Below are 19,743 nucleotides of genomic sequence, written 5' to 3' on the forward strand. Positions count from 1 at the left end.
GCGCTCCAGCACAACAAGATTTCCGGAGACTGCTGTCCATGCCCTCGCATGCCGACTCGCCCGCCGCACATCACGCGGGCTCGCTGACCATTTTCCAGGGCGCCGCGCTTTATATCGGCGCGGTGCTCGGCACCGGCGTGATCGCGCTGCCCGCGCTGGCCGCCGAGGTCGCGGGCCCGGCATCCCTGCTCGCGTGGGCCGCGCTGGTCGTGTTGTCCGGGCCGCTCGCGGCTACCTTCGCCGCACTCGGCGCGCGTTATCCCGATGCTGGCGGGGTCTCGACCTACGCCCGGCGCGCATTCGGGCCGAAAGCCGCGGCGGTCGTCGGATGGTGCTTCTACTTCGCGGTACCGGCCGGCGCGCCGGCTGCCGCGATGTTCGCCGGCGCATACGTCGCGGCCGTGACGGGCGGCGGCCACACGACCGTCATCGTTACCGCTGCCGCGCTGATCGCGACCGTGTCGGCCGCGAATGCTTTCGGTGTCACCGTTTCGGGCCGCATGCAGCTCGTGTTGTCGGCGTTGCTCGTCACGCTGCTGCTCGCAGCGGTGCTCGCCTCCGCGCCGCATGCGCGCACGGCGAACCTGCATCCGTTCGCCCCGCACGGCTGGCTCGCGGTCGGCCAGGCCGCCGCGCTGCTCGTGTGGAGTTTCGCCGGCTGGGAAGCGATCACGCACCTCGCGGCCGAGTTCCGACGGCCCGCGCACGACATGCCGCGCTCGGCCGGCATCGCCGTCGTGGTGGTCGGGTTCCTGTATCTGTCGGTCGCCGCCGCGAGCGTGACGGTGCTCGGGCCTTCCGCGGGCGCATCGGGCGCGCCGCTCGCCGAACTGATCGCAGGCGGCATCGGCGGTCATGCACAGGTGCTCGCCGCCGCGGCCGCGCTGCTGCTCACGCTCGGCACGATGAACGCGTATTTCGCGGGCGCGGCCAAGCTCGGTGCGGCGCTCGGTCGCGACGGTGCATTACCCGCGTGGCTCGCGCAAGGCAGCCAGGTCGGCGGCGTCCCGCGCCGCAGCCTCGGCGTGATCGCCACGCTCGCAGCCGTTGCGCTGGCCGCGACGACGCTCTCGGACGTCGGGCCCAAACCGCTCGTGCTCGTGACGTCCGGATGTTTCGTGATGGTGTATGGGCTCGGTGCGGCCGCCGCGCTGAAGTTGCTGCCGCGCGGCGGCATCGCTTACCGCTGTGCGTGGGTTTCGCTGGTCGCGGTTGCCGGGCTGTTCCTGACGACCGGCTGGGCCATCCTGTGCCCGCTGCTGCTCGCGGGCGGTGCGCTGCTCTATCTGCGGGTGACCGGACCGCGCCAGTGACCCGGCATGCGCGCGCGGGCCGGCACTCGCCGGCTTGCGGCAACACGCCGGCGAATCATGGCCGCCCCGCCGGCCGGAGGGCCGGCCACTGCGCCGTGCGCATCGTGCGCATCACGCATATGGGCGCGAACCCGCGCCATACGCCGCTGCTTCACGCTCGTCAGGCCGGAACCAGCTCGAAGCTGAGCCGTTTGCCGAGCGCGGCGGCCGCGCTCGCGAGCGTCGCGAGCGTGAGGCTCGTGTCGGTTTCGTCGAGCAGCCGGTTGAGCGCGGCGCGGCTGGTTTTCATCCGCGCGGCCATCGCGGTTTTCGTGATGTGCTGCGCCTTCATTTCCTGCCCGATCTGCCACGCGATCACGCGCTTGATCGCGGTGGCGGTGGCCGCTTCGAGATTGCCGTCCTCCTCGAGGAAGGTATCGAAATCGCTGCCGATATGCGGATGGTTCGTGGTCGTCATGAGGTACTCCAGTGCATGGCGTTGCCGGCTGCCTGCCCGTCGAAGACGGTGCGTTCCGGCGCAACCGGGAAATTCAGATGGCATGCGTCAACGCTTTGAGACGCGCGACGGTGACATCGAGATCGTCCGACGGCGTGGCGCGCGACTGCTTGAAGAAGCCGTGCAGCAGGACCATCGTGTCGCCGACGACCGTAAACAGCACACGGGCGCTCCGCCCCGGCAGCGCCACGCGGATCTCCCACAGATCCGGTGCCATCTTCCGGACCAGCGGCATGCCGAGCGGCCAGCCGAGTTGAACGGTCTTGATCTCCTCGCCGATCACCCTTCGCTCCGCTTGCCCAAGCAACTTCAGCCATTCGCGCACCGGCTCGTTGCCACGAGCCGTCTGGAAGAACCGCACGCCGAGCGTGACCTGGATCTGCTGTCTCGTCATCGTCTTGACACCCATCGTACCAAAATCGGTACGATAAGCCAAGCACCACCGGGGCAGCTACTGGCCGGACGGCCAATTCGATAGCCGGGGACGGCTCGGTCCGCGCTTGCCGCGCGATCCGCCCCGGGTTATTCGTCGCGACGAGCCCGCTTGCGCGCCACGCGTGGCGACTGGTGCGCTCGCGCATCGCCGAACCGCGACCGCGCGATGTCGCGCACGGCATCGATCAGCGTCCGCGCGACCGGCGACGGCTGCGCATCGGTACGCAGGATGAGCCCGACCGGCTCGTCGGTGCCCGCGGACGGCAGCGGCAGGCGTGCCAGCGCCCCGGCCGACAGGTCGTATTCGGCCGCATAGAGCGGCACGAACCAGACCGCATCGTTCTCGAGCGTCAGCGCGCGCGCGACCGATACCGACAGCACCTCGATGAACGAATCCAGCGGCGGCGCGCCGCAGGCACCGAGCAACTGCTCGGCCGACTGGCGGATCAGCGTGCCGAACGGCGGCAGCACGACCGGATGGCGTGCGAGCTCGGCCGCCGGTGCCGCGCTTGAAAGCAGCGGATGCCCGGCACGCACGACGGCAACCAGCGGCTCGTTGTACAACTGCTCGAACGCGAGCCCGATCATCCGCTCCGGCTCCGACAGCCGCCCGATCGCGCACTCGATCGCGCCGGACTTCAGGCGCTCGAGCAGATCGGCATTCGCGGCCGTCGTGATCCGCACGACGACGCGCGGCCAGCGCGCGGCGAGCGCCTTCATCAACGCCGGCGCAAGCGATGCCGCGACCGTCGGCAGCATGCCGATTTCCAGCGTCGCCGCGGCGGCTCCGCCCTCACGCGCAAGCAGCCCGACACCCTGCCGCAGTGCCAGCACGCACGCGTTCGCATGCGGCATGAACAGCTGCGCCTCGCGGGTCGGCTGCGCGCCCTGCCGGCCGCGCTCGAACAGCTTCACGCCGAGGATCGCCTCCAGTTCGGCGATCGTCTTCGAGACGGCCGGCTGCGTGATCGACAGGCTTTCCGCCGCCTTCTGCACGCCGCCCAGCTGCGCGACCGCGAGAAAGCACTGCAGGTGCCGGAACTTGACGCGGCCGTCGGCGATACGGTTATTCATAACGGGTGGTTATGCGATTGACGATGAAACGCCATTTTGCATAACTTTCCGGATCGCCCCAAGCGTTCGACGAGGCATCACGCGCGACGCCGCAGAGCCTGGAAACCGGCCGGCTCCCACATCCGCTTCGCGATCAGCAAGCTCGTCCCGTGCTTCTGCGCGAGCGGCGCGGACGACGATTCCGCATGCAGCGCGGCCGCCTTGCTGCGCAGCCGGCGCAACTCCAGCTCGAGCTCCGCGGCGGCAGCCTCCGTCAGCATCCCCTGCGAGAACGTCATCGTCTCGCCCTCCCCGTCGAAGCGGCTGTCGAGAAAATCGCCGAGCGCGTGCGCGTGGAAATAACGGCGGATCGGCCCGCCGGGCAGCCAGTCGAAATCGCGCGCGACGCGTACGCGAATCCGGTCGCCCGGCAGCAGCGCGACGACGTTCATCCGGTCGAGCATCAGCAGGTATTTCACGCACTCGGCCTGGGTCACCTGATAGGTCGACACGATGTCCTGCACGGTCCAGTAGTTGATCGCGCAAACGGCAACGAGCAGCAGCTTGTCGTCCGACACGAGCAGCGCCTCCTGCTGCTCGGTCAGCACGCGCAGCCTCGGCGCCGACGCGGAAGCCTCCTGCACGAGTTCGGCGAGCGTATAGCCGAGCAGCTGGGCGATCTCCACCACACGCTCCAGCGTGAAGCGGCCGCTGGCGAACAGCCGCTTCACGCTCGTCTCGGAGACATCGAGCGCCCGCGCGACGTCGCGGTAGGTCATGCCCTGCGCCTTCAACTGGCGCTTCAGCATTTCGATGAGTTGGGCGGTTTCGGTCATTTTGGTATCGAAAAATGATGCTCAAGGTCAGATATTAGGCTACCTTCACACGCAAATGAACAATTTCAGATACTTGTCTGCATAATCCGCTCCGTGCTGTCACTGAACGACGGAGCCGAAATGACCACCCGAACCGAAACCGCCGCCTACGAATCGCGCCACACCGCCCCGCGCGATGCACGCGACACGGATCGTACGATGCCGCTCGCCACGATCCGCACGCTGGCCGCCAGCGCCCACGTCGGGGATCTCGTGTTCATCCGCGTGCCGGCGAGCGCGCCGCGCGACGCGGCGGGCACGATGGGCACGACGGGCACGTGGGCCAATCGCTTCGGCATCGTCGTCGATACGTCGGGCGACGAGCCCGTGATCGCCGAATCCGGGTTTGCGTGGACGAAACTCACGCCGCTGTCGCGCTTCGTCGCCCGTACCGACGGCGGGCGCATCGCACTGGCACGCCGCGTCGCGGCACCGACCGCCGACGCGCAGCGCCGGATGCATGCAACGGCGGAACAGCGGATCGACGCGCTGCTCGGCAACCGCTTCAACCTGCGGACGCGGCGTGCGTTCTGCGCGGACTACGTGAGCGACGTGCTCGGCGCCGACCGGGACGCGACGCCTGCGGCACTGCTGCGCGGCGGCACGCTGTCACTCGAATTCGACGGGATCGTGTTCGATCGCGGCCGCCAGTCATGACGGGCGCGCTCAGGGAGGCCGGATAACAACAAGAACGAAAACACAAAAAGCAGCGACGGGCTGGCTGGAGGGCCGTGCACGGGGTCGTCACCGACGACGCGAAGCCCGATCGCTTTTTCCGCCGGACAGGCATCCTGTCCGGCGGAATTTTCATTGGCGCGTCGAACATAACGAACGGTTATGCGATTCGCGAAAAAAGGTCATTTTGCATAACTTTCCGGATTGGCTAAAGTCCTGCCATCCACTTCGCGAAATACCTATCAGGAGACGCCCGATGGATTCCCCCACGATCCTCACGCCGCGCGACTGGCCGTCGCATCCGGCCTATATCCACCCCGAGTACCGTTCGTCCGTGAAGCGCGGCCCGACCCGCCCGCTGATCCCGCTGAAGGAGAAACTGCGCGACCAGTACGCGCCCGTCTACGGCGCCGAGGATCTCGGCGCGCTCGACCACGACCTGACGAAGAACGCCGTGAAGAACGGCGAGCCGCTCGGTGAGCGCATGGTCGTCACGGGCCGCGTGCTCGACGAAGGCGGCAAGCCCGTGCGCAACACGCTCGTCGAGGTGTGGCAGGCGAACGCGGCCGGCCGCTACGTGCACAAGGTCGACCAGCACGATGCGCCGCTCGACCCGAACTTCCTCGGCGCGGGCCGCTGCCTGACCGACGACGAAGGCCGCTACCGCTTCCTGACGATCAAGCCCGGCGCGTATCCGTGGGGCAACCATCCGAACGCGTGGCGCCCGAATCACATCCATTTCTCGCTGTTCGGCGATTACTTCGGCTCGCGTCTCGTCACGCAGATGTACTTCCCCGGCGATCCGCTGCTCGCGTACGACCCGATCTTCCAGGGCACGCCCGAGGCCGCGCGCGACCGCCTGATCTCGCGCTTCTCGATGGACATCACCGAAGAAGGCTATGCGCTCGGCTACGAATTCGACATCGTGCTGCGCGGCCGCGACGCTACCCCGATGGAGCGCTGAACCATGACGACGCTGAAGCAAACCCCTTCGCAGACGGTCGGCCCGTACTTCGCGTACGGCCTGTGCCCGCAGCAATACGACTACGACCTGAAGAGCCTGTTCACGCCGACGATCGCCGCGGCACACGCCGAAGGCGAGCACGTGCTGCTGGTCGGCCAGGTGTTCGACGGCGACGGCAACGTCGTTGGCGACGCGGTGCTCGAATTCACGCAGGTGGACAGCGCGGGCCGCTACCCCGCGTCGCGCGACGACATCGCGAAATCCGGCTTCACGGGCTTTGCGCGGGTCGGCACCGGCACCGATGCGCAGCAGCGCTTCGTCGTCGAGACGGTGAAGCCGGGTCGCATCACCGCCGGCGAGGCGCCGCACATCAACGTGACCGTGATGATGCGCGGGATCCTCACCCATGCGTTCACGCGCGTGTATTTCGACGACGAAGCCGCCGCGAACGCCGCCGACCCGGTGCTGAACGCGGTGCCCGCCGAGCGTCGCGCGACGCTCGTCGCGAAACGCGACGCGCAACCGGGCCGCCCGGTCGTCTACCGCTTCGACATCCGCATGCAGGGGCCCGACGAAACCGTGTTCTTCGACGTGTGACGCGCGAGCCAGCGCACGCCGGCTTCGCCCGCTACCGCAAACCGCAACGCCGCATGGCGCGATACCGACAGGCATCGCACCGCGCGGCGTTTTTCGTGTTGCGGCGCCATCATTTGATGCTGCATTGCAGCACGCCAGGCCGCGGGCATCGATGCCCGGTGCCAGGGGCTGCCGCCCCCGCATCGAACGCGCGATTGAAACGCATGCTGCGCCTGCACATGAATCATCGCCCCGGCAGGATATCGTTTGCGCGTTATGCGGCGTATCCTGCGTTATCCGCAACGTTCAAACGGAATTAAATCAGGATCGGCAACAATTACGCATGTCATGCGCGATATCGGCCCACCGGGCCGTGCGCGCATTTTTTCTGACCGAGTGCCTTTAAGCGCGTCTGACCGAAGTTGGCAGACGCGTATTTTTTTGTGGCGACCGGCACATCGGCGTTGTGCGCTCGGATGCCTTCCGGTCAGCGCCGAATCTCCAGATAGCGGCTCGGCGTATCGCCCAGAATGCGGCGAAACGCCGACGTGAACGCGCTGGCGCTCGCGTACCCGAGATCGAGCGCGACGCGCGTGACCGGCTGCCCGTCGCTCAGGCGGGCGATCGCCGCGAGCATGCACACCTGCTGGCGCCATGCGGCAAAACTCACGCCCGTCTGCGCGCGAAACTGCCGCGTGAACGTGCGCCGGCTCACGCCGGCATCGGCGGCCACCTGGTCGAGATCGGCCGCGATCGACGGCGACGCGAGCAGGTGCCGGCACACCTTCGCCAGCCTCGCGTCGGCCGGCAGCGGCGCATGCAGCGACAGGCGCGGCATCGTCGCGATTTCCGCGACCAGCAGCGCCATCAGCTTGCCCGCGCGCCCGTCGACGTCGTACAGGGCCGGCAGGTCGATCGCATCGTCGATCAGTTGCCGCAGCAGCGCCGATACGCCATAGACGCCGCACTGCTCGGGCAGGCCCGCCTCGAGCGCGGCGTCGCCGGACACGAACGTGTTGAGCATCGTGACCGGCCCGGTCATCGTCATTTCGTGCCGCACGCCGGCCGGCACCCAGCACGCGCGCTGCGGCGGCACCAGCCAGCGCCCGTGCGGCGTCGACACGCTGATCGTGCCGCGCGACGCGAACGCGAATTGCCCGCGCACGTGCGCGTGTTCCGGAAACGTCGTACCCGCCGCGTAGTCGTTCGCGGTCACGACCACGCTTCGCGGAATGTGTTCGTAGGGATCTAGCAGCGTATTTCTCACGGCCCGAATTCCATCATCAATGACCCGATATCGAAGGCGGGTCTCCTTCGCGCGATCTACGATCCGCTCCACCCCTTGCGCGACCTCGCGGCCGCAAGACCCGTCGGCCTGATCGGCCGGATTACCACTGCATCGGAGCGGACATGCCGAATACGTTTCATCGCGTGGGGGACGGCCCCCACCCTGTTCTTGTACTGCCCGGCTGGTTCGGCGACGCCCGCGCGTTCGAACCCGTCGAAGCGTGGCTGTCGCGTGAGCGCTTCAGCTATGTGTTCATGGACTACCGAGGTTACGGCCGCATGCGCGACACAGCCGGCGACTACACGATCGACGAGATCGCCGCCGACGCGCTCGCGCTTGCCGACACACTCGAATTCCCGACCTTCAGCGTCGTCGGCCACTCGATGGGGGCGATGGCGGCCGAGAAAATCGCCGTCATCGCGCCCGACCGGGTGCGCGCGCTCGTGCCGGTCACGCCCGTGCCTTGCGGCGGCCTGCCGTTCGACGCGGAGAAACGCGCGCTATTCGAGCGGGCCGCCGACCACGTCGCCGATCGCCGGACCATCATCGATCGCAGCACCGGCGGCCGGCTGCCCGCCGCCTGGGTCGCGTGGAAAGCCGCGTATTCGGCAGCCCGTTCGTCGCCGCCGGCGTTCGGCGCGTACTTCCGCGCGTGGGCCGATACGGATTTCAGCCACGAGATCGCCGGCACCCATCCGGTGAAAGTGCTGATCGGCGAGCACGATCCGGCGTTCGACGCGGCGCTGATGGCCCGCACTTACCTGCGGCGCTACCCGCTCGCCACCGTCGACGTGCTGCGCAATGCGGGCCACTATCCGATGAACGAGACGCCGCTCGCGCTGGTCGCGGCCATGGAAACGTTCCTGCTTGCCGTGACAGCGAGCCCTGCTACCGCCCATTGACCGGTCGCACGCCGGCGACATCGCCGCGGCACGCATCACCGCAGCATGAACGACATCGCAGACAGGCTGTTCAACGTGCGCACCACGTGCTCGACCGAAGGCCCGTCGAAGCGCAGCGTCACCGCATCGACGCGCTCCAGCGACGGCAGCACGCAGAACAGGTCGGCCAGCGCCGCCGTCTGCACACGCAACGTGCAGGCGGCCGGCGCGGGCCGACGGGCGCCGGCGCGCACGCCTGCCGACAGTGCCCGCGCGACCGTCTCGCGCGCAGCGGCTGCGATCCGCGCACACGATGCGGACGGCGTGAGCGTATCGCCGCTCGAAGCGCCGCCGGCCGTCTTGACCGTCTCGAAATGCGCATCCGGAAACAGCGGCTGCGTTTCTTCCGCGAACACGTCGTCGCCGGTGGCCAGCGCGACGTGCGCGCCATATTCACGGGCCAGCGCGCCGTACAGCCCGGCTTCGCCGAGCTCGACGCCGTTCAGCCACACCTGCGTGAACGCGAAGCTGTTGATCGTATGCGCGAGGATGCCGCGCGTCTGCGATTTCGCGTGATAGCCGATCATGAACACGAGGTCGGGCTGCCGTTCGAGGCCCGCCATCATCCCGAGCGTGCGCGGCTTGCCGAGCACGACGCGCGCACGCGCATCGAGCCCGTCGGGCAGCAGGTTGCGGAAACCGCCGTGCGAATCGTTGACCCACACGGCCTGCGCGCCGCCCATGAACGCGCCTTCGATCGCCGCATTCGCCTCGGCGGTCATCCAGCGCCGCGCGCGTTCGTATTCCGGATTGCCCGCACGCGTCTGCTCGGTGGCGAACACGCCGGCGACGCCTTCGATGTCGGTCGAAATCAGGATCTTCATGACTGGGCAATACGTCCTTCGTGACTTTCGTTGAACAGGCGATCGAGGTCGGGCACCGCATCGCGCAGCGATTGCCGCACGTGGCCGTCGCGCCCGGCCACCGTCACGGCCTGCAGCAACGCATCGGCGATGGCGTGCTCGACGCTTTCGGCGGCAGCCATGAACAGCGGATCGAGCGCCGCGTCGGCGACGAGGGCCGGCAGCGCGAGGGTCGACGCGTCGTGCGCGATCGTGTAGGCGGTGGAGAAGGCGAGCGCGATGTCGCCGCTGCCGTGCCCGTAGACCGAACCCGTGCGGGCCAGCCCCGCGCCCGCACGGCGCGCGAGCCGCGACAGTTGCCGCGCGTCGAGCGGCGCATCGGTGGCCAGCAACAGGATGATCGAGCCCTGTTCGGGTGGCGCCGCGTGCGCGGCCTCGGCCGCCCGCCGTTGCGCGACGATGCGCCCGAGCGGCACGCCGCCGAGCGTCAGCATCGGCAGCCGGCCGAAATTCGCGAGCACGAGCGCGCCGACCGTATAGGGCCGGCCGGCCGCGACCGCAACGCGCGACGCCGAACCGATCCCGCCCTTCAGGTCGAAGCACGACATCCCGCGCCCGGCTCCCACCGCGCCGCGCGCGACGTCACGCGACGCCGCGCGGCACGCGTCGTCGTAATGCGCGGCCGTGACCGCGAACGCCTGGATATCGTTCAGATAACCGTCGTTGCACTCGAACACGAGCGGGTTGACGGTCGGCCAGTCGCGGCCGATCTGCGGATTCGCGGCGATCGCCGCGCGGATCTGCGCGTGCGCGAGCGCGCCGACGCCGAACGTATTGGTCAGCGCGATCGGCGTCTCGAGCGTGCCGAGCTCGTCGACCTGCACGAGCCCGACGCTCTTGCCGAAGCCGTTGATCACGGCGGCCCCCGCCGGCACCTTGCTGCGGTACACGTCGCCCGGATGCGGCTTCACGACGGTCACGCCCGTCTGCACGTTGCCGGCATCGAGCGTGCAATGGCCGACCGTCACGCCCGGCACGTCGGCGATCGTGCCGCGCGGCCCGGCCGGCAGCGTCGCCGTCCACATCGGTGCGATGCGCATCAGCGGCGCTCCAGCTTCGGATCGAGCGCGTCGCGCAGCCCGTCGCCGAGCAGGTTGAACGCGAGCACGGTCAGGAAGATCGCGAGGCTCGGGAAGATCGCGATGTGCGGCGCCGTCACCATGTCCGCGCGCGCCTCGTTGAGCATCGCGCCCCACTCCGGCGTCGGCGGCTGCGCACCGAGCCCGAGGAACGACAGGCTCGCGGCCGTGATGATCGACGTGCCGATCCGCATCGTGAAGTAGACGACGACCGACGACACGGTGCCCGGCAGGATGTGCCGCATGATGATCGTCCAGTCCGATGCGCCGATGCTGCGCGCGGCCTCGACATAGGTCATGTGCTTGAGCATCAGCGTGTTGCCGCGCACGAGCCGCGCGAACGCCGGGATGCTGAAGATCGCGACCGCGCAGATCACGTTGACCATCCCGTTGCCGAGGATCGCGACCACGCCGATCGCGAGCAGGATGCCCGGGAACGCGAACAGCACGTCGGCCACACGCATCGTGATGCGGTCCCACCAGCCTTCGTAGTAGCCGGCGAGCAGCCCGAAGAACGTGCCGATCACCGCGCCGAGCGCGACGGAGAAGAAGCCGGCCGCGAGCGAGATGCGCGTGCCCGTGATGATCCGGCTGAAGATGTCGCGGCCGAGCGAATCGACGCCGAACCAGTGCACGGCCGACGGCCCCGCGTTCAGGGCGTCGTAGTCGAAATAGTTCTCCGGATCGAACGGCACGACGTGCGGGCCGACGAACGCCAGCACGACGAGCGCCAGCACGAAGCCGCCCGCGACGAGCGCGACGGTCTGCTTGCGGAACTTGCGCCAGAATTCGCGCCACGGCGTGCGGATCGCGGTGGGTGCGGCCGGCGCCGCGGTCTGGACAGTCGCGTTCATGCGCGCCTCACTTGAACCGGATGGTCGGGTTGATGACCGCGTACAGCACGTCGACGGTCAGGTTGATCAGGATGAATTCGAGCGAAAACAGCAACACGATCGCCTGGATCACGGGGTAGTCGCGCATCGTCACGGCATCGACGAGCAGGCGCCCGAGCCCCGGCCAGTTGAACACGACCTCGACGACGATCGAGCCGCCGAGCAGGAAGCCGAACTGCAGCCCCATCATCGTGACGACCGGGATCATCGCGTTGCGCAGGCAGTGCTTGAGCACCACCATCGGCTCGTGCACGCCTTTCGCGCGCGCGGTGCGCACGAAATCCTCGTTCAGCACCTCGACGAACGACGCACGCGTGAAGCGCGCCATCACGGCCGCGACCGCGGCGCCGAGCGTCAGCGACGGCAGCACGTAGCTCCGCCACGAACCGTCCGGCACGACGGGCAGCCAGCCGAGCTTCACCGAGAAAATCTCCATCAGCAGCATGCCGAGCGCGAACGCGGGAAACGAGATGCCCGACACCGCGAGCGTCATGCCGAGGCGGTCCGGCCAGCGGTTGCGCCACACCGCCGACGCGATGCCGATCGCCATGCCGAAGGCCGTCGCCCACGCCATGCTGACGAGCGTCAGCATCAGCGTCGGCATGAAGCGCTCGCCGATCTCGGTCGAAACCGGCCGCTTGCTGCGGGTCGACAGGCCGAAATCGCCGTGCGCGATCTTCACGAAGAAGTTCACGAACTGCGCGGGCAGCGGCTGGTCGAGGCCGAGATCGGTGCGCACCAGCGCGACCGTCGCGTCGTCGGCTTCGGGCCCGGCCGCGAGCCGCGCCGGGTCGCCCGGCAGCAGGTGGACGAACAGGAACACCAGCACCGCGACGATCGCGAGCGTGGGCAGCAGGCCGAACAGGCGTTTGACGAGAAAATTCAGCATGGGGCACCGATCGAATCAGCGTGCCGGCGGCTTGCGCCGCCGGCACCGCGTGGCGGACGAACCGCCGTCATCACCACTGTCATTTCAGCGAGATTTCGTCGAAGTTGAACGAGCCGTCCGGCATCACGTACGCACCCTGAAGCCGCTTGCTGCGCGCATACACGATCTTCTCCTGCACGAGGAAGATCCACGGCGCATCGGCCCAGATCTGCTTCTGCGCATCGGCGTAGAGCTCGGCCTTTTTCGTGCGGTCGACCGTCTCCAGTGCCTTCGAGAGATCGCCGTCGACCGTGTCGTTCTTGTAGTACGCGGTATTCAGGAGCTTCGGCGGCGCCGACGAGCCGGCGAGCAGCGGCGTGATCGCCCAGTTCGCCTCGCCGGTCGACGACGACCAGCCGATGTAGTACATCCGCACCGGCGCCTTCGCCGGATCCGGCGCGCTCTCGACCTTCGCGACGCGCTCGCCGGCTTCCAGCGCCTGCACCTGCACCTTCACGCCGACCTGCGCGAGCTGCTGCTGCACGAACTGGATCGCCTTCTGCGACGTCGAGTTGTTATAGGCGGACCACAGCGTCGTCTCGAAGCCGTTCGGGTAACCGGCCTCCTTCAGCAGCGCGCGCGCCTTCGCCGGGTCGTACGGCCACGGGCCCGGCTTCGTCGCGTAGTCGACGCCCTGCGGCACCACGCCGGTGGACGGCGTCGCGAAGCCGGCGAACGCGACCTTCGCGAGCGCTTCCTTGTTCACCGCATAGTTCAGCGCCTGGCGCACCTTCGGGTTGTCGAACGGCTTCTGCTGCAGGTTCAGCGACACGTAGCGCTGCACGATCGACGGCCGCTCCACGACGTCGACCTTCGGGTTGCCCTTCAGGTCGGCAGCCTGCTCGAACGGAATGCGGAACGCGAAATCGGCCTCGCCCGTCTTGATCAGCGCCGCGCGCGTATTGTTGTCGACCACCGGCTTCCAGTCGATCGCGTCGATCTTCGGGTAGCCCTTCTTCCAGTAGCCGGCGAACTTCTTCACCTTCAGGTCGTCGGTCTGCTTCCATTCGACGAACTCGAACGGCCCCGTGCCGACCGGATGCAGCGCGATGTCGCGGCCCCACTTCTTCAGCGCGGCCGGCGAGATCATCACGGCCGACGGGTGCGCGAGCGTGTTGATCAGCGCGGAGAACGGCTCGCGCAGCGTGATCTTCACCGTGTACGGATCGACCACTTCGGTCTTCTCGATCACGCGGAACATGTTGTAGCGCTTCAGGTGGTTCGCGGGATCGGTCACGCGGTCGAAGTTCGCCTTCACGGCCGCCGCGTTGAAATCGGTGCCGTCGTGGAACTTCACGCCCTGGCGCAGCTTGATCGTGTAGGTCTTCGCATCCGGGCTCGCGTCGTAGCCGGTTGCCAGCACGTTGACGAGCTTCATGTCCTTGTCGAAGCCGAACAGCCCCTGGTAGAACGACTTGACGACGGCCTGCGACACCGTGTCGTTCGCGTCGTACGGGTCCATCGTCGTGAACGTCGAATCCACCGCCATCACCGCGGTCTGCTGCGCGAACGCGGGCACCGCGGCCGACAGCGCGAGCGCGCCGGCACCCGCTGCGAGCAGTGCGCGTGGACGGAACATCGGGAACGAATACGGCTTGTTCATCTTGCTGGGCTCCTGTGGGTGATTCGATAACGCGTGGTGAGAGTCGCGGCGGGACGGCGCCCGCTCGGGGAAAATGCGTCGTTGCCTCGCTCGTGCGCAGCTGCGGTCCATGGCAACCTGCGCGCGTTCAGTACGCGCCGCCGACGCGGTGCGTCGCGACGTAGTGATCCGGGCCGACCGCGACGAGCGGCGCGACGACCGGCTCGTCGCCGGCCGCGCGGATCGGGCTCGGGATTTCGTCCGCCACGAGCTGGCGCGGGGCGTGCCGGCGCGCGGGGTCGGCCACCGGCACCGCGCTCATCAGCTTCTTCGTATACGGATGCTGCGGCGCCTCGAACACCGCGCGGCGCGGGCCGATCTCGACGATCTGGCCGAGATACATCACCGCGACACGATGGCTGATGCGCTCGACGACGGCCATGTCGTGCGAGATGAACAGGTACGCGACGCCGAGTTCGCGCTGCAGGTCGAGCATCAGGTTGACGATCTGCGCCTGCACCGACACGTCGAGCGCCGACACCGATTCGTCGGCGATCACGACCTTCGGGTTCAGCGCGAGCGCACGCGCGATCGCGATCCGCTGGCGCTGGCCGCCCGAGAATTCATGCGGATAACGACGCGCGGCCTCGGGCGGCAGGCCGACCTTGTCGAGCAGCCAGTCGACCCGCGCCTGCGCTTCGCGGCCGCTCGCGACACCGTGCACGAGCAGCGGCTCCATGATCGAGAAACCCACGGTCAGGCGCGGGTTCAGCGATGCGAACGGGTCCTGGAAGATGAACTGGATGTTCCGGCGCAGCGCCTGCAGGTCAGGGCCTTTCAGCGCGCTGATGTCGCGGCCGTCGAACTCGATCGAGCCGCTCTGCGATTCGACGAGGCGCAGCAGCGAGCGGCCGGTGGTCGACTTGCCGCAGCCCGATTCGCCGACCAGCGCGAGCGTCTCGCCCGCGCGCAACTCGAAGCTCACACGCTCGACCGCATGCACGTATTGCGATACGCGGCCGAACACGCCACTCTTCACCGGGAAGCGCGTCACGAGATCGCGCACGCGCAGGATCGGCGACGCGGATTGATCGAAGCCCCGCTGCGCATCGCTCTTCGCCGCCGGTGCGGGCGCCGGCGATGCCGCCGGTGCTGCCGTGTTTGCACCCTCCACCTTCAGCAGCGGGAATTTCTCGGGCGCGTCGGTGCCCTGCATCGAGCCGAGCTTCGGCACGGCCGCGAGCAACGCACGCGTGTAGCGATGCGCGGGCGCCGCGAAGATGCGATCCGATTCGCCCTCCTCGACCTTCTCGCCGCGATACATCACGAGCACGCGGTCGGCCACTTCGGCCACCACGCCCATGTCGTGCGTGATGAAGATCACGCCCATGTTCATTTCGTCCTGCAGCCCGCGCACCAGTTGCAGGATCTGCGCCTGGATCGTCACGTCGAGCGCGGTCGTCGGCTCGTCGGCGATCAGCAGCGCGGGCCGGCACGACAGCGCCATCGCGATCATCACGCGCTGCCGCATCCCGCCCGACAACTGGTGCGGATAGCGCGCGAACACGCGGCGCGCCTCCGGAATGCGCACGAGTTCGAGCAGCCGCAGCGTCTCCGCGCGCGCTTCCGATGCACTCTTCGACTGATGCAGCGCGATCGCCTCGCTGATCTGGTCGCCGACCGTAAACACCGGGTTCAGCGACGTCATCGGCTCCTGGAAGATCATCGCGATGTCCGCGCCGCGAATGCCGCGCATCGTCGCACCGCTTGCCTGCGCAAGATCGACGAGCGCGCCGCCGCGCCGGCGGAACGCGATCCGGCCGTTCGTGATCGCGCCGCCGCCGTGCTCGACGAGCCGCATCAGCGCGAGCGACGTGACCGACTTGCCCGAGCCCGATTCGCCGACGATCGCGAGCGTCTCGCCGCGATCGACGTGAAACGACACGTTGCGCACCGCGTCGAACGTCGCGCCTTCGCGGCGGAACGTGACCGACAGGTCGTCGACGGCCACCACGCGCTGCTCGGGCAGCACCAGGCCGGACGGGTTTCGGCTCGAAGTCATCGTGGAATTCCTCTTCGTGCTGGCCGGGATCAGGCCGTGTCGTCGTCGCGGTAGATGCCGACCACCGGCGCTTCACCGACGCGCGCGTAACCGCGATACATCCCTTCGGTGTTGAACGGCATCGCGACGTTGCCTTGCGCGTCGACCGCGATGATCCCGCCGCGGCCCGCGAGGCGCGGCAGCTTGTTCATCACGACGTCGTGCGCGGCATCGGCGAGCGACGCGCCGCGATACGCGATCTGCGCGGCAACGTCATGCGCGGTCGCGAGCCGGATGAACATCTCGCCGGTGCCCGTCGACGACACCGCGCAGGTCGCGTCGTCCGCATAGCAGCCTGCGCCGATGATCGGCGAATCGCCGACGCGCCCCGGCTGCTTGTTCGTGATGCCGCCCGTCGACGTCGCCGCCGCGATGTGGCCGTGCCGGTCGCACGCGACCGCGCCGACCGTGCCGTGCTTGCGGTCCGGATCGAGCGGCTCGGCCGGCTGCGATTGCGACTGTGATTTGCCGAACGCGAACGTCGCCGCGTCATGGTCGAGCATCGCGCCGGCTGCCGTGCGCGCCTTGACCCACTGCGCGTGACGCGCTTCGGTGTCGAAATAGCCGGGCTCCGCGAGTTCGAGCCCCTGTGCGGCCGCGAACGCATCGGCCCCCGCGCCGGCGAACAGCACGTGTTCGCTCGCCTCCATCACGCGCCGCGCGGCGAGCACCGGATTGCGCACGCGCGTCGCGCAGCAGATCGCACCCGCGCCGAGCGTCGCGCCATCCATGACCGCCGCGTCGAGTTCGTGCTTGCCTTCGGCCGTATAGACGGCACCGCGCCCGGCGTTGAACAACGGACAGTCCTCGAGCATCCGCACCGCGACGGTGACGGCGTCGAGCGCGCTGCCGCCGTCGGCCAGCACCTGCTGGGCGGCCGTCAGGATCGCGGTCAGCTCGGCACGGTACTGACGTTCGGTATCGGAATCCATCGCATCGCGCAGGATCGTGCCTGCGCCGCCGTGAATCGCAACGATCGCGGGTGAAGTCATGTTTTTTTCGGACGGTGGGAAGAAGGGTTGGCGGCCGGCTGCGTCGCTTGCGGCTGCATGAGCCACGGCAGCAGGAATTCGGTCATCTCGGCGGCGGATTTCGCGGACCGGTGCGTGCGCAGCGCGACCGCGTCGATCAGCGCCTCGATCATCGTGAGCACGGCGGCTTCCGACGTGGCCGCGAAGCGCCGTTCGGCCTTGACGTACAGGTTCAGCGACGCGATCGGCGCCAGCGGCGATTGCGGGCCGTCGGAGATACCGAGTACGCGTGCACCGCGCGCCGCCGCGCGGCGGGCCAGTTCGATCGTGTCCTTCACGTAGCGCGGAAACGCGAGCGCGATCACGAGATCGCGCGAGTCGGCCGTATAGAGCCGCCGTGCCGCGTGCGACGGGCCGCCGAGCAGCGCGAGCGACTGCACGTTGTCGTGGCAGACGGACAGCCCGTGCTCCATCAGCCCGGCGAGGAACGCGCTCGACCCCGCGCCGAGGATCAGCACGCGCCGCGCGCCGACGATCGCCTCGACCGCGGCCTCGACGTCGGCCGCGTCCAGTTGCGCGCGCGTGTTCTCGATGTTCGCGACGGCCTGGTCGAATACCGCGTCGATCCATGCCGCACCGCGCACCCCGGACTCCTGCTCCTGCGCGGAACGCAGCCGCTCGACCGGCCCGAGCGTCGCCTCGAAGCCGCGCACGAGCGCCGCGCGCATCGCCGGATAGCCGTCGAAACCGAGCGCCTTCGCGAAACGGTTCGCGGTCGCGATCGACGCATTCACGGCCTGCGCGAGTTCGTCGATGCGCATCGTCGCCGCGCGGAACGGATTCGCGAGCACGAACTCGCCCATGCGCCGGTGGATCGGCGTCATCAGCGGCATCGCCGACGCGATCCGTTCGGCGATCGCGGGTTCGTCGTGACTGGCATCGTGCGGGGCGAGAGGCGTCATGCGAAGGGTTGTTGAAAGAATGATGGAAATGAATTTACACAATCCCAATTGCGAAAAGAAATAAATTTTCATCCGGGTTGTGACGTCCCGTTCCCCCGCCCCACGATCGCCCGACGCCCGCACAGCCCCGCCGCACGGGCCTTTGGCGCGTGATCGCCGCAGGTCTGCACGTGCGTCGCCTGCGCCCGCCCATGGGGAAAACCCCAAGCAAGTTCGTTCGAATGCAATTTCGCGTTGACCGGATTCGAATTCGAACATAGGATGTTCGAAAATGATCAGTCGTCCGATAACTTCAGCCCCCGACAACGGCGAAGTGTTCGCTTGAACGCCATCATTCCGCGTCAAACCGGGAAAACTGGCAGCCATCAAGATCGGACATCGTATGAATAAAGCGAAACAGGCCATCCCGAACGGATGGTCGTCATGGATCGGTCCGGCGCCGCGCGCCGGCCCTGCCCGACAGGAGACAGCAGTGAAGACAGTCAAGGCGTTGCGCTGGTGGATCATCGTGCTCGTATGTCTCGGCACGATCCTCAACTACCTCGCACGGAATTCCCTCGCGGTGCTCGCCCCCGAGCTGAAGCACGTGTTCGCGATCTCGACGCAGCAGTATTCGTACATCGTCGGCGCGTTTCAGATCGGTTACACGATCATGCAGCCCGTGTGCGGTTTCATCGTCGACCTGATCGGGCTGCGCCTCGGGTTCGCGCTGTTCGCGATGCTGTGGTCGGTGGTCGGCGTCGCGCACGGCTTCGCATCGGGCTGGCTGTCGCTCGGCATACTGCGCGGCCTCCTGGGCCTGTTCGAAGCCGCCGCGATTCCGTCGGGGATGAAGGCGGTTGCGGAATGGTTTCCCGATCGCGAAAAATCCGTCGCAGTCGGCTATTTCAACGCGGGCACGTCGCTCGGCGCCGCGATCGCGCCGCCGCTCGTCGTGTTCCTGTCGATGCGGTTCGGCTGGCAGGCCGCGTTCATGGCCACCGGCGCGCTCGGTTTCCTGTGGGCGGCGCTCTGGTACACGCAATACCGGTCGCCCGCCGACCATCCGCGCATCACGCCGCAGGAGCGCGCGCTGATCCACGACGGCCAGGCGACGATGCCGCCCGTGTCGAAGCGCCGCATTCGCGACGTCGTCACCGCGCGGCGCTTCTGGGCCATCGCGCTGCCGCGTTTCTTCGCCGAGCCTGCGTGGCAAACCTTCAGCTTCTGGATTCCGCTGTACCTCGCGACCGAACGCCACATGCCGCTCACGCAGATCGCGATCTTCGCGTGGATGCCGTTTCTCGCGGCCGACGCCGGCGGCATCGCGGGCGGCTACCTGTCGCCGTATCTCGCGAAGCGGTTCAGCCTGCCGCTCGTGTGGTCGCGCGTCGCCGGCGTCGCGCTCGGCGCGGTGCTGATGCTCGGGCCCGCGATGATCGGGCTCGTGTCGTCGCCGTACACGGCCATCGCGCTGTTCTGCGTCGGCGGCTTCGCGCACCAGATGATCTCCGCGCTCGTCAACACGCTGTCGGCCGACGTGTTCGATTCCGAGGAAGTCGGCACCGCGAGCGGCTTCGCCGGGATGGCCGCGTGGATCGGCGGGCTCGGCTTCTCGCTGCTGGTCGGCGCGCTCGCCGACAAGATCGGCTATGCGCCGCTGTTCGCGTGCCTCGGCCTGTTCGACATCATCGGCGTCACGCTGCTCGCGGTGCTGATCCGCGGGCAGTCGAAGCAGGAACGCCTGCTCGCACGGCACGCCTGACCTT

At 68.2% G+C, this 19,743-nt stretch carries 19 protein-coding genes; 6 read left to right on the forward strand and 13 right to left on the reverse strand.

The features are described 5' to 3' along the window. The first annotated feature begins 38 nt into the window (after positions 1 to 38). Entirely contained in the window at positions 39 to 1,313 is a 1,275-nt protein-coding gene (locus ABIC51_RS07695; protein ID WP_027791375.1) for an APC family permease, read from the forward strand. A 160-nt stretch (positions 1,314 to 1,473) separates the two neighbouring features. Here the strand turns inward: ABIC51_RS07695 and ABIC51_RS07700 are convergent, their stop codons facing one another. From ABIC51_RS07700 to ABIC51_RS07715, 4 genes are all read right to left on the reverse strand, one after another. Then, positions 1,474 to 1,770, reverse strand: a complete 297-nt coding sequence (locus ABIC51_RS07700) for an XRE family transcriptional regulator (protein ID WP_027791374.1) — start codon at positions 1,768 to 1,770, stop codon at positions 1,474 to 1,476. 73 nt (positions 1,771 to 1,843) lie between these two features. Next, entirely contained in the window at positions 1,844 to 2,203 is a 360-nt protein-coding gene (locus ABIC51_RS07705; RefSeq protein ID WP_060085512.1) for a type II toxin-antitoxin system RelE/ParE family toxin, read from the reverse strand. Positions 2,204 to 2,331: 128 nt separating this feature from the next. Then, on the reverse strand, positions 2,332 to 3,318 hold the full coding sequence (gene pcaQ, locus ABIC51_RS07710; RefSeq protein ID WP_124917828.1) for a pca operon transcription factor PcaQ: 987 nt from the start codon (positions 3,316 to 3,318) through the stop codon (positions 2,332 to 2,334). 77 nt (positions 3,319 to 3,395) lie between these two features. Beyond that, positions 3,396 to 4,133 (reverse strand): helix-turn-helix domain-containing protein, encoded by a 738-nt coding sequence (locus ABIC51_RS07715; RefSeq protein ID WP_027791371.1) that lies wholly within the window; start codon positions 4,131 to 4,133, stop codon positions 3,396 to 3,398. Positions 4,134 to 4,253: 120 nt separating this feature from the next. On the opposite strand from ABIC51_RS07715, the gene ABIC51_RS07720 reads away from it, so the two are divergent. The 3 genes from ABIC51_RS07720 to pcaG all read left to right on the forward strand — a co-directional run bounded on the left by ABIC51_RS07720 (position 4,254) and on the right by pcaG (position 6,408). Next, positions 4,254 to 4,829, forward strand: coding sequence for a YiiX/YebB-like N1pC/P60 family cysteine hydrolase (locus ABIC51_RS07720; RefSeq protein ID WP_175898018.1), 576 nt, complete (start codon positions 4,254 to 4,256; stop codon positions 4,827 to 4,829). Between the two features lie 274 nt (positions 4,830 to 5,103). Then, positions 5,104 to 5,811, forward strand: a complete 708-nt coding sequence (pcaH, locus tag ABIC51_RS07725; protein ID WP_059683235.1) for a protocatechuate 3,4-dioxygenase subunit beta — start codon at positions 5,104 to 5,106, stop codon at positions 5,809 to 5,811. Between the two features lie 3 nt (positions 5,812 to 5,814). After that, positions 5,815 to 6,408 (forward strand): protocatechuate 3,4-dioxygenase subunit alpha, encoded by a 594-nt coding sequence (gene pcaG / locus ABIC51_RS07730; RefSeq protein WP_060194675.1) that lies wholly within the window; start codon positions 5,815 to 5,817, stop codon positions 6,406 to 6,408. Between the two features lie 466 nt (positions 6,409 to 6,874). On the opposite strand, the gene ABIC51_RS07735 is transcribed toward pcaG, so the two are convergent. Further along, the gene (locus ABIC51_RS07735; RefSeq protein ID WP_027791368.1) at positions 6,875 to 7,654 is read right to left on the reverse strand and encodes an AraC family transcriptional regulator; all 780 of its coding nucleotides are present in this window, start codon (positions 7,652 to 7,654) and stop codon (positions 6,875 to 6,877) included. Between the two features lie 143 nt (positions 7,655 to 7,797). On the opposite strand from ABIC51_RS07735, the gene ABIC51_RS07740 reads away from it, so the two are divergent. Next, complete coding sequence (locus ABIC51_RS07740; protein ID WP_175898019.1) at positions 7,798 to 8,577, forward strand: alpha/beta fold hydrolase; 780 nt, start codon at positions 7,798 to 7,800, stop codon at positions 8,575 to 8,577. Positions 8,578 to 8,612: 35 nt separating this feature from the next. On the opposite strand, the gene ABIC51_RS07745 is transcribed toward ABIC51_RS07740, so the two are convergent. The 8 genes from ABIC51_RS07745 to ABIC51_RS07780 form a co-directional block, all read right to left on the reverse strand. Continuing rightward, on the reverse strand, positions 8,613 to 9,440 hold the full coding sequence (locus tag ABIC51_RS07745; protein ID WP_027791366.1) for a M55 family metallopeptidase: 828 nt from the start codon (positions 9,438 to 9,440) through the stop codon (positions 8,613 to 8,615). Beyond that, positions 9,437 to 10,519, reverse strand: a complete 1,083-nt coding sequence (locus ABIC51_RS07750; RefSeq protein ID WP_091919810.1) for a DmpA family aminopeptidase — start codon at positions 10,517 to 10,519, stop codon at positions 9,437 to 9,439. The genes ABIC51_RS07745 and ABIC51_RS07750 overlap by 4 nt, the downstream gene beginning before the upstream one ends. Further along, a complete protein-coding gene (gene gsiD, locus ABIC51_RS07755; protein WP_021156639.1) occupies positions 10,519 to 11,412 on the reverse strand; it encodes a glutathione ABC transporter permease GsiD in 894 nt (297 codons plus the stop codon). Before gsiD ends, ABIC51_RS07750 begins: the two co-directional genes overlap by 1 nt. A gap of 7 nt (positions 11,413 to 11,419) precedes the next feature. Next, positions 11,420 to 12,340, reverse strand: a complete 921-nt coding sequence (gene gsiC / locus ABIC51_RS07760; RefSeq protein WP_042972832.1) for a glutathione ABC transporter permease GsiC — start codon at positions 12,338 to 12,340, stop codon at positions 11,420 to 11,422. A gap of 79 nt (positions 12,341 to 12,419) precedes the next feature. Beyond that, complete coding sequence (gsiB, locus tag ABIC51_RS07765) at positions 12,420 to 13,982, reverse strand: glutathione ABC transporter substrate-binding protein GsiB (protein ID WP_027791363.1); 1,563 nt, start codon at positions 13,980 to 13,982, stop codon at positions 12,420 to 12,422. Positions 13,983 to 14,109: 127 nt separating this feature from the next. Continuing rightward, the gene (locus tag ABIC51_RS07770) at positions 14,110 to 16,023 is read right to left on the reverse strand and encodes a dipeptide ABC transporter ATP-binding protein (RefSeq protein ID WP_354006397.1); all 1,914 of its coding nucleotides are present in this window, start codon (positions 16,021 to 16,023) and stop codon (positions 14,110 to 14,112) included. 29 nt (positions 16,024 to 16,052) lie between these two features. Next, positions 16,053 to 17,054: an isoaspartyl peptidase/L-asparaginase family protein gene (locus ABIC51_RS07775; protein WP_136469145.1), complete on the reverse strand. Its 1,002-nt coding sequence runs from the start codon at positions 17,052 to 17,054 to the stop codon at positions 16,053 to 16,055. Beyond that, positions 17,051 to 17,995, reverse strand: a complete 945-nt coding sequence (locus ABIC51_RS07780; protein ID WP_027791360.1) for a MurR/RpiR family transcriptional regulator — start codon at positions 17,993 to 17,995, stop codon at positions 17,051 to 17,053. Before ABIC51_RS07780 ends, ABIC51_RS07775 begins: the two co-directional genes overlap by 4 nt. A gap of 472 nt (positions 17,996 to 18,467) precedes the next feature. Here ABIC51_RS07780 and ABIC51_RS07785 point away from each other — a divergent pair, with 472 nt between their 5' ends. Beyond that, positions 18,468 to 19,739, forward strand: coding sequence for an MFS transporter (locus ABIC51_RS07785; RefSeq protein ID WP_354006398.1), 1,272 nt, complete (start codon positions 18,468 to 18,470; stop codon positions 19,737 to 19,739). Positions 19,740 to 19,743 lie beyond the last annotated feature (4 nt).

This window comes from Burkholderia sp. 572, from assembly GCF_040545135.1.
GTDB classification, from domain to species: Bacteria; Pseudomonadota; Gammaproteobacteria; order Burkholderiales; family Burkholderiaceae; genus Burkholderia; species Burkholderia cepacia.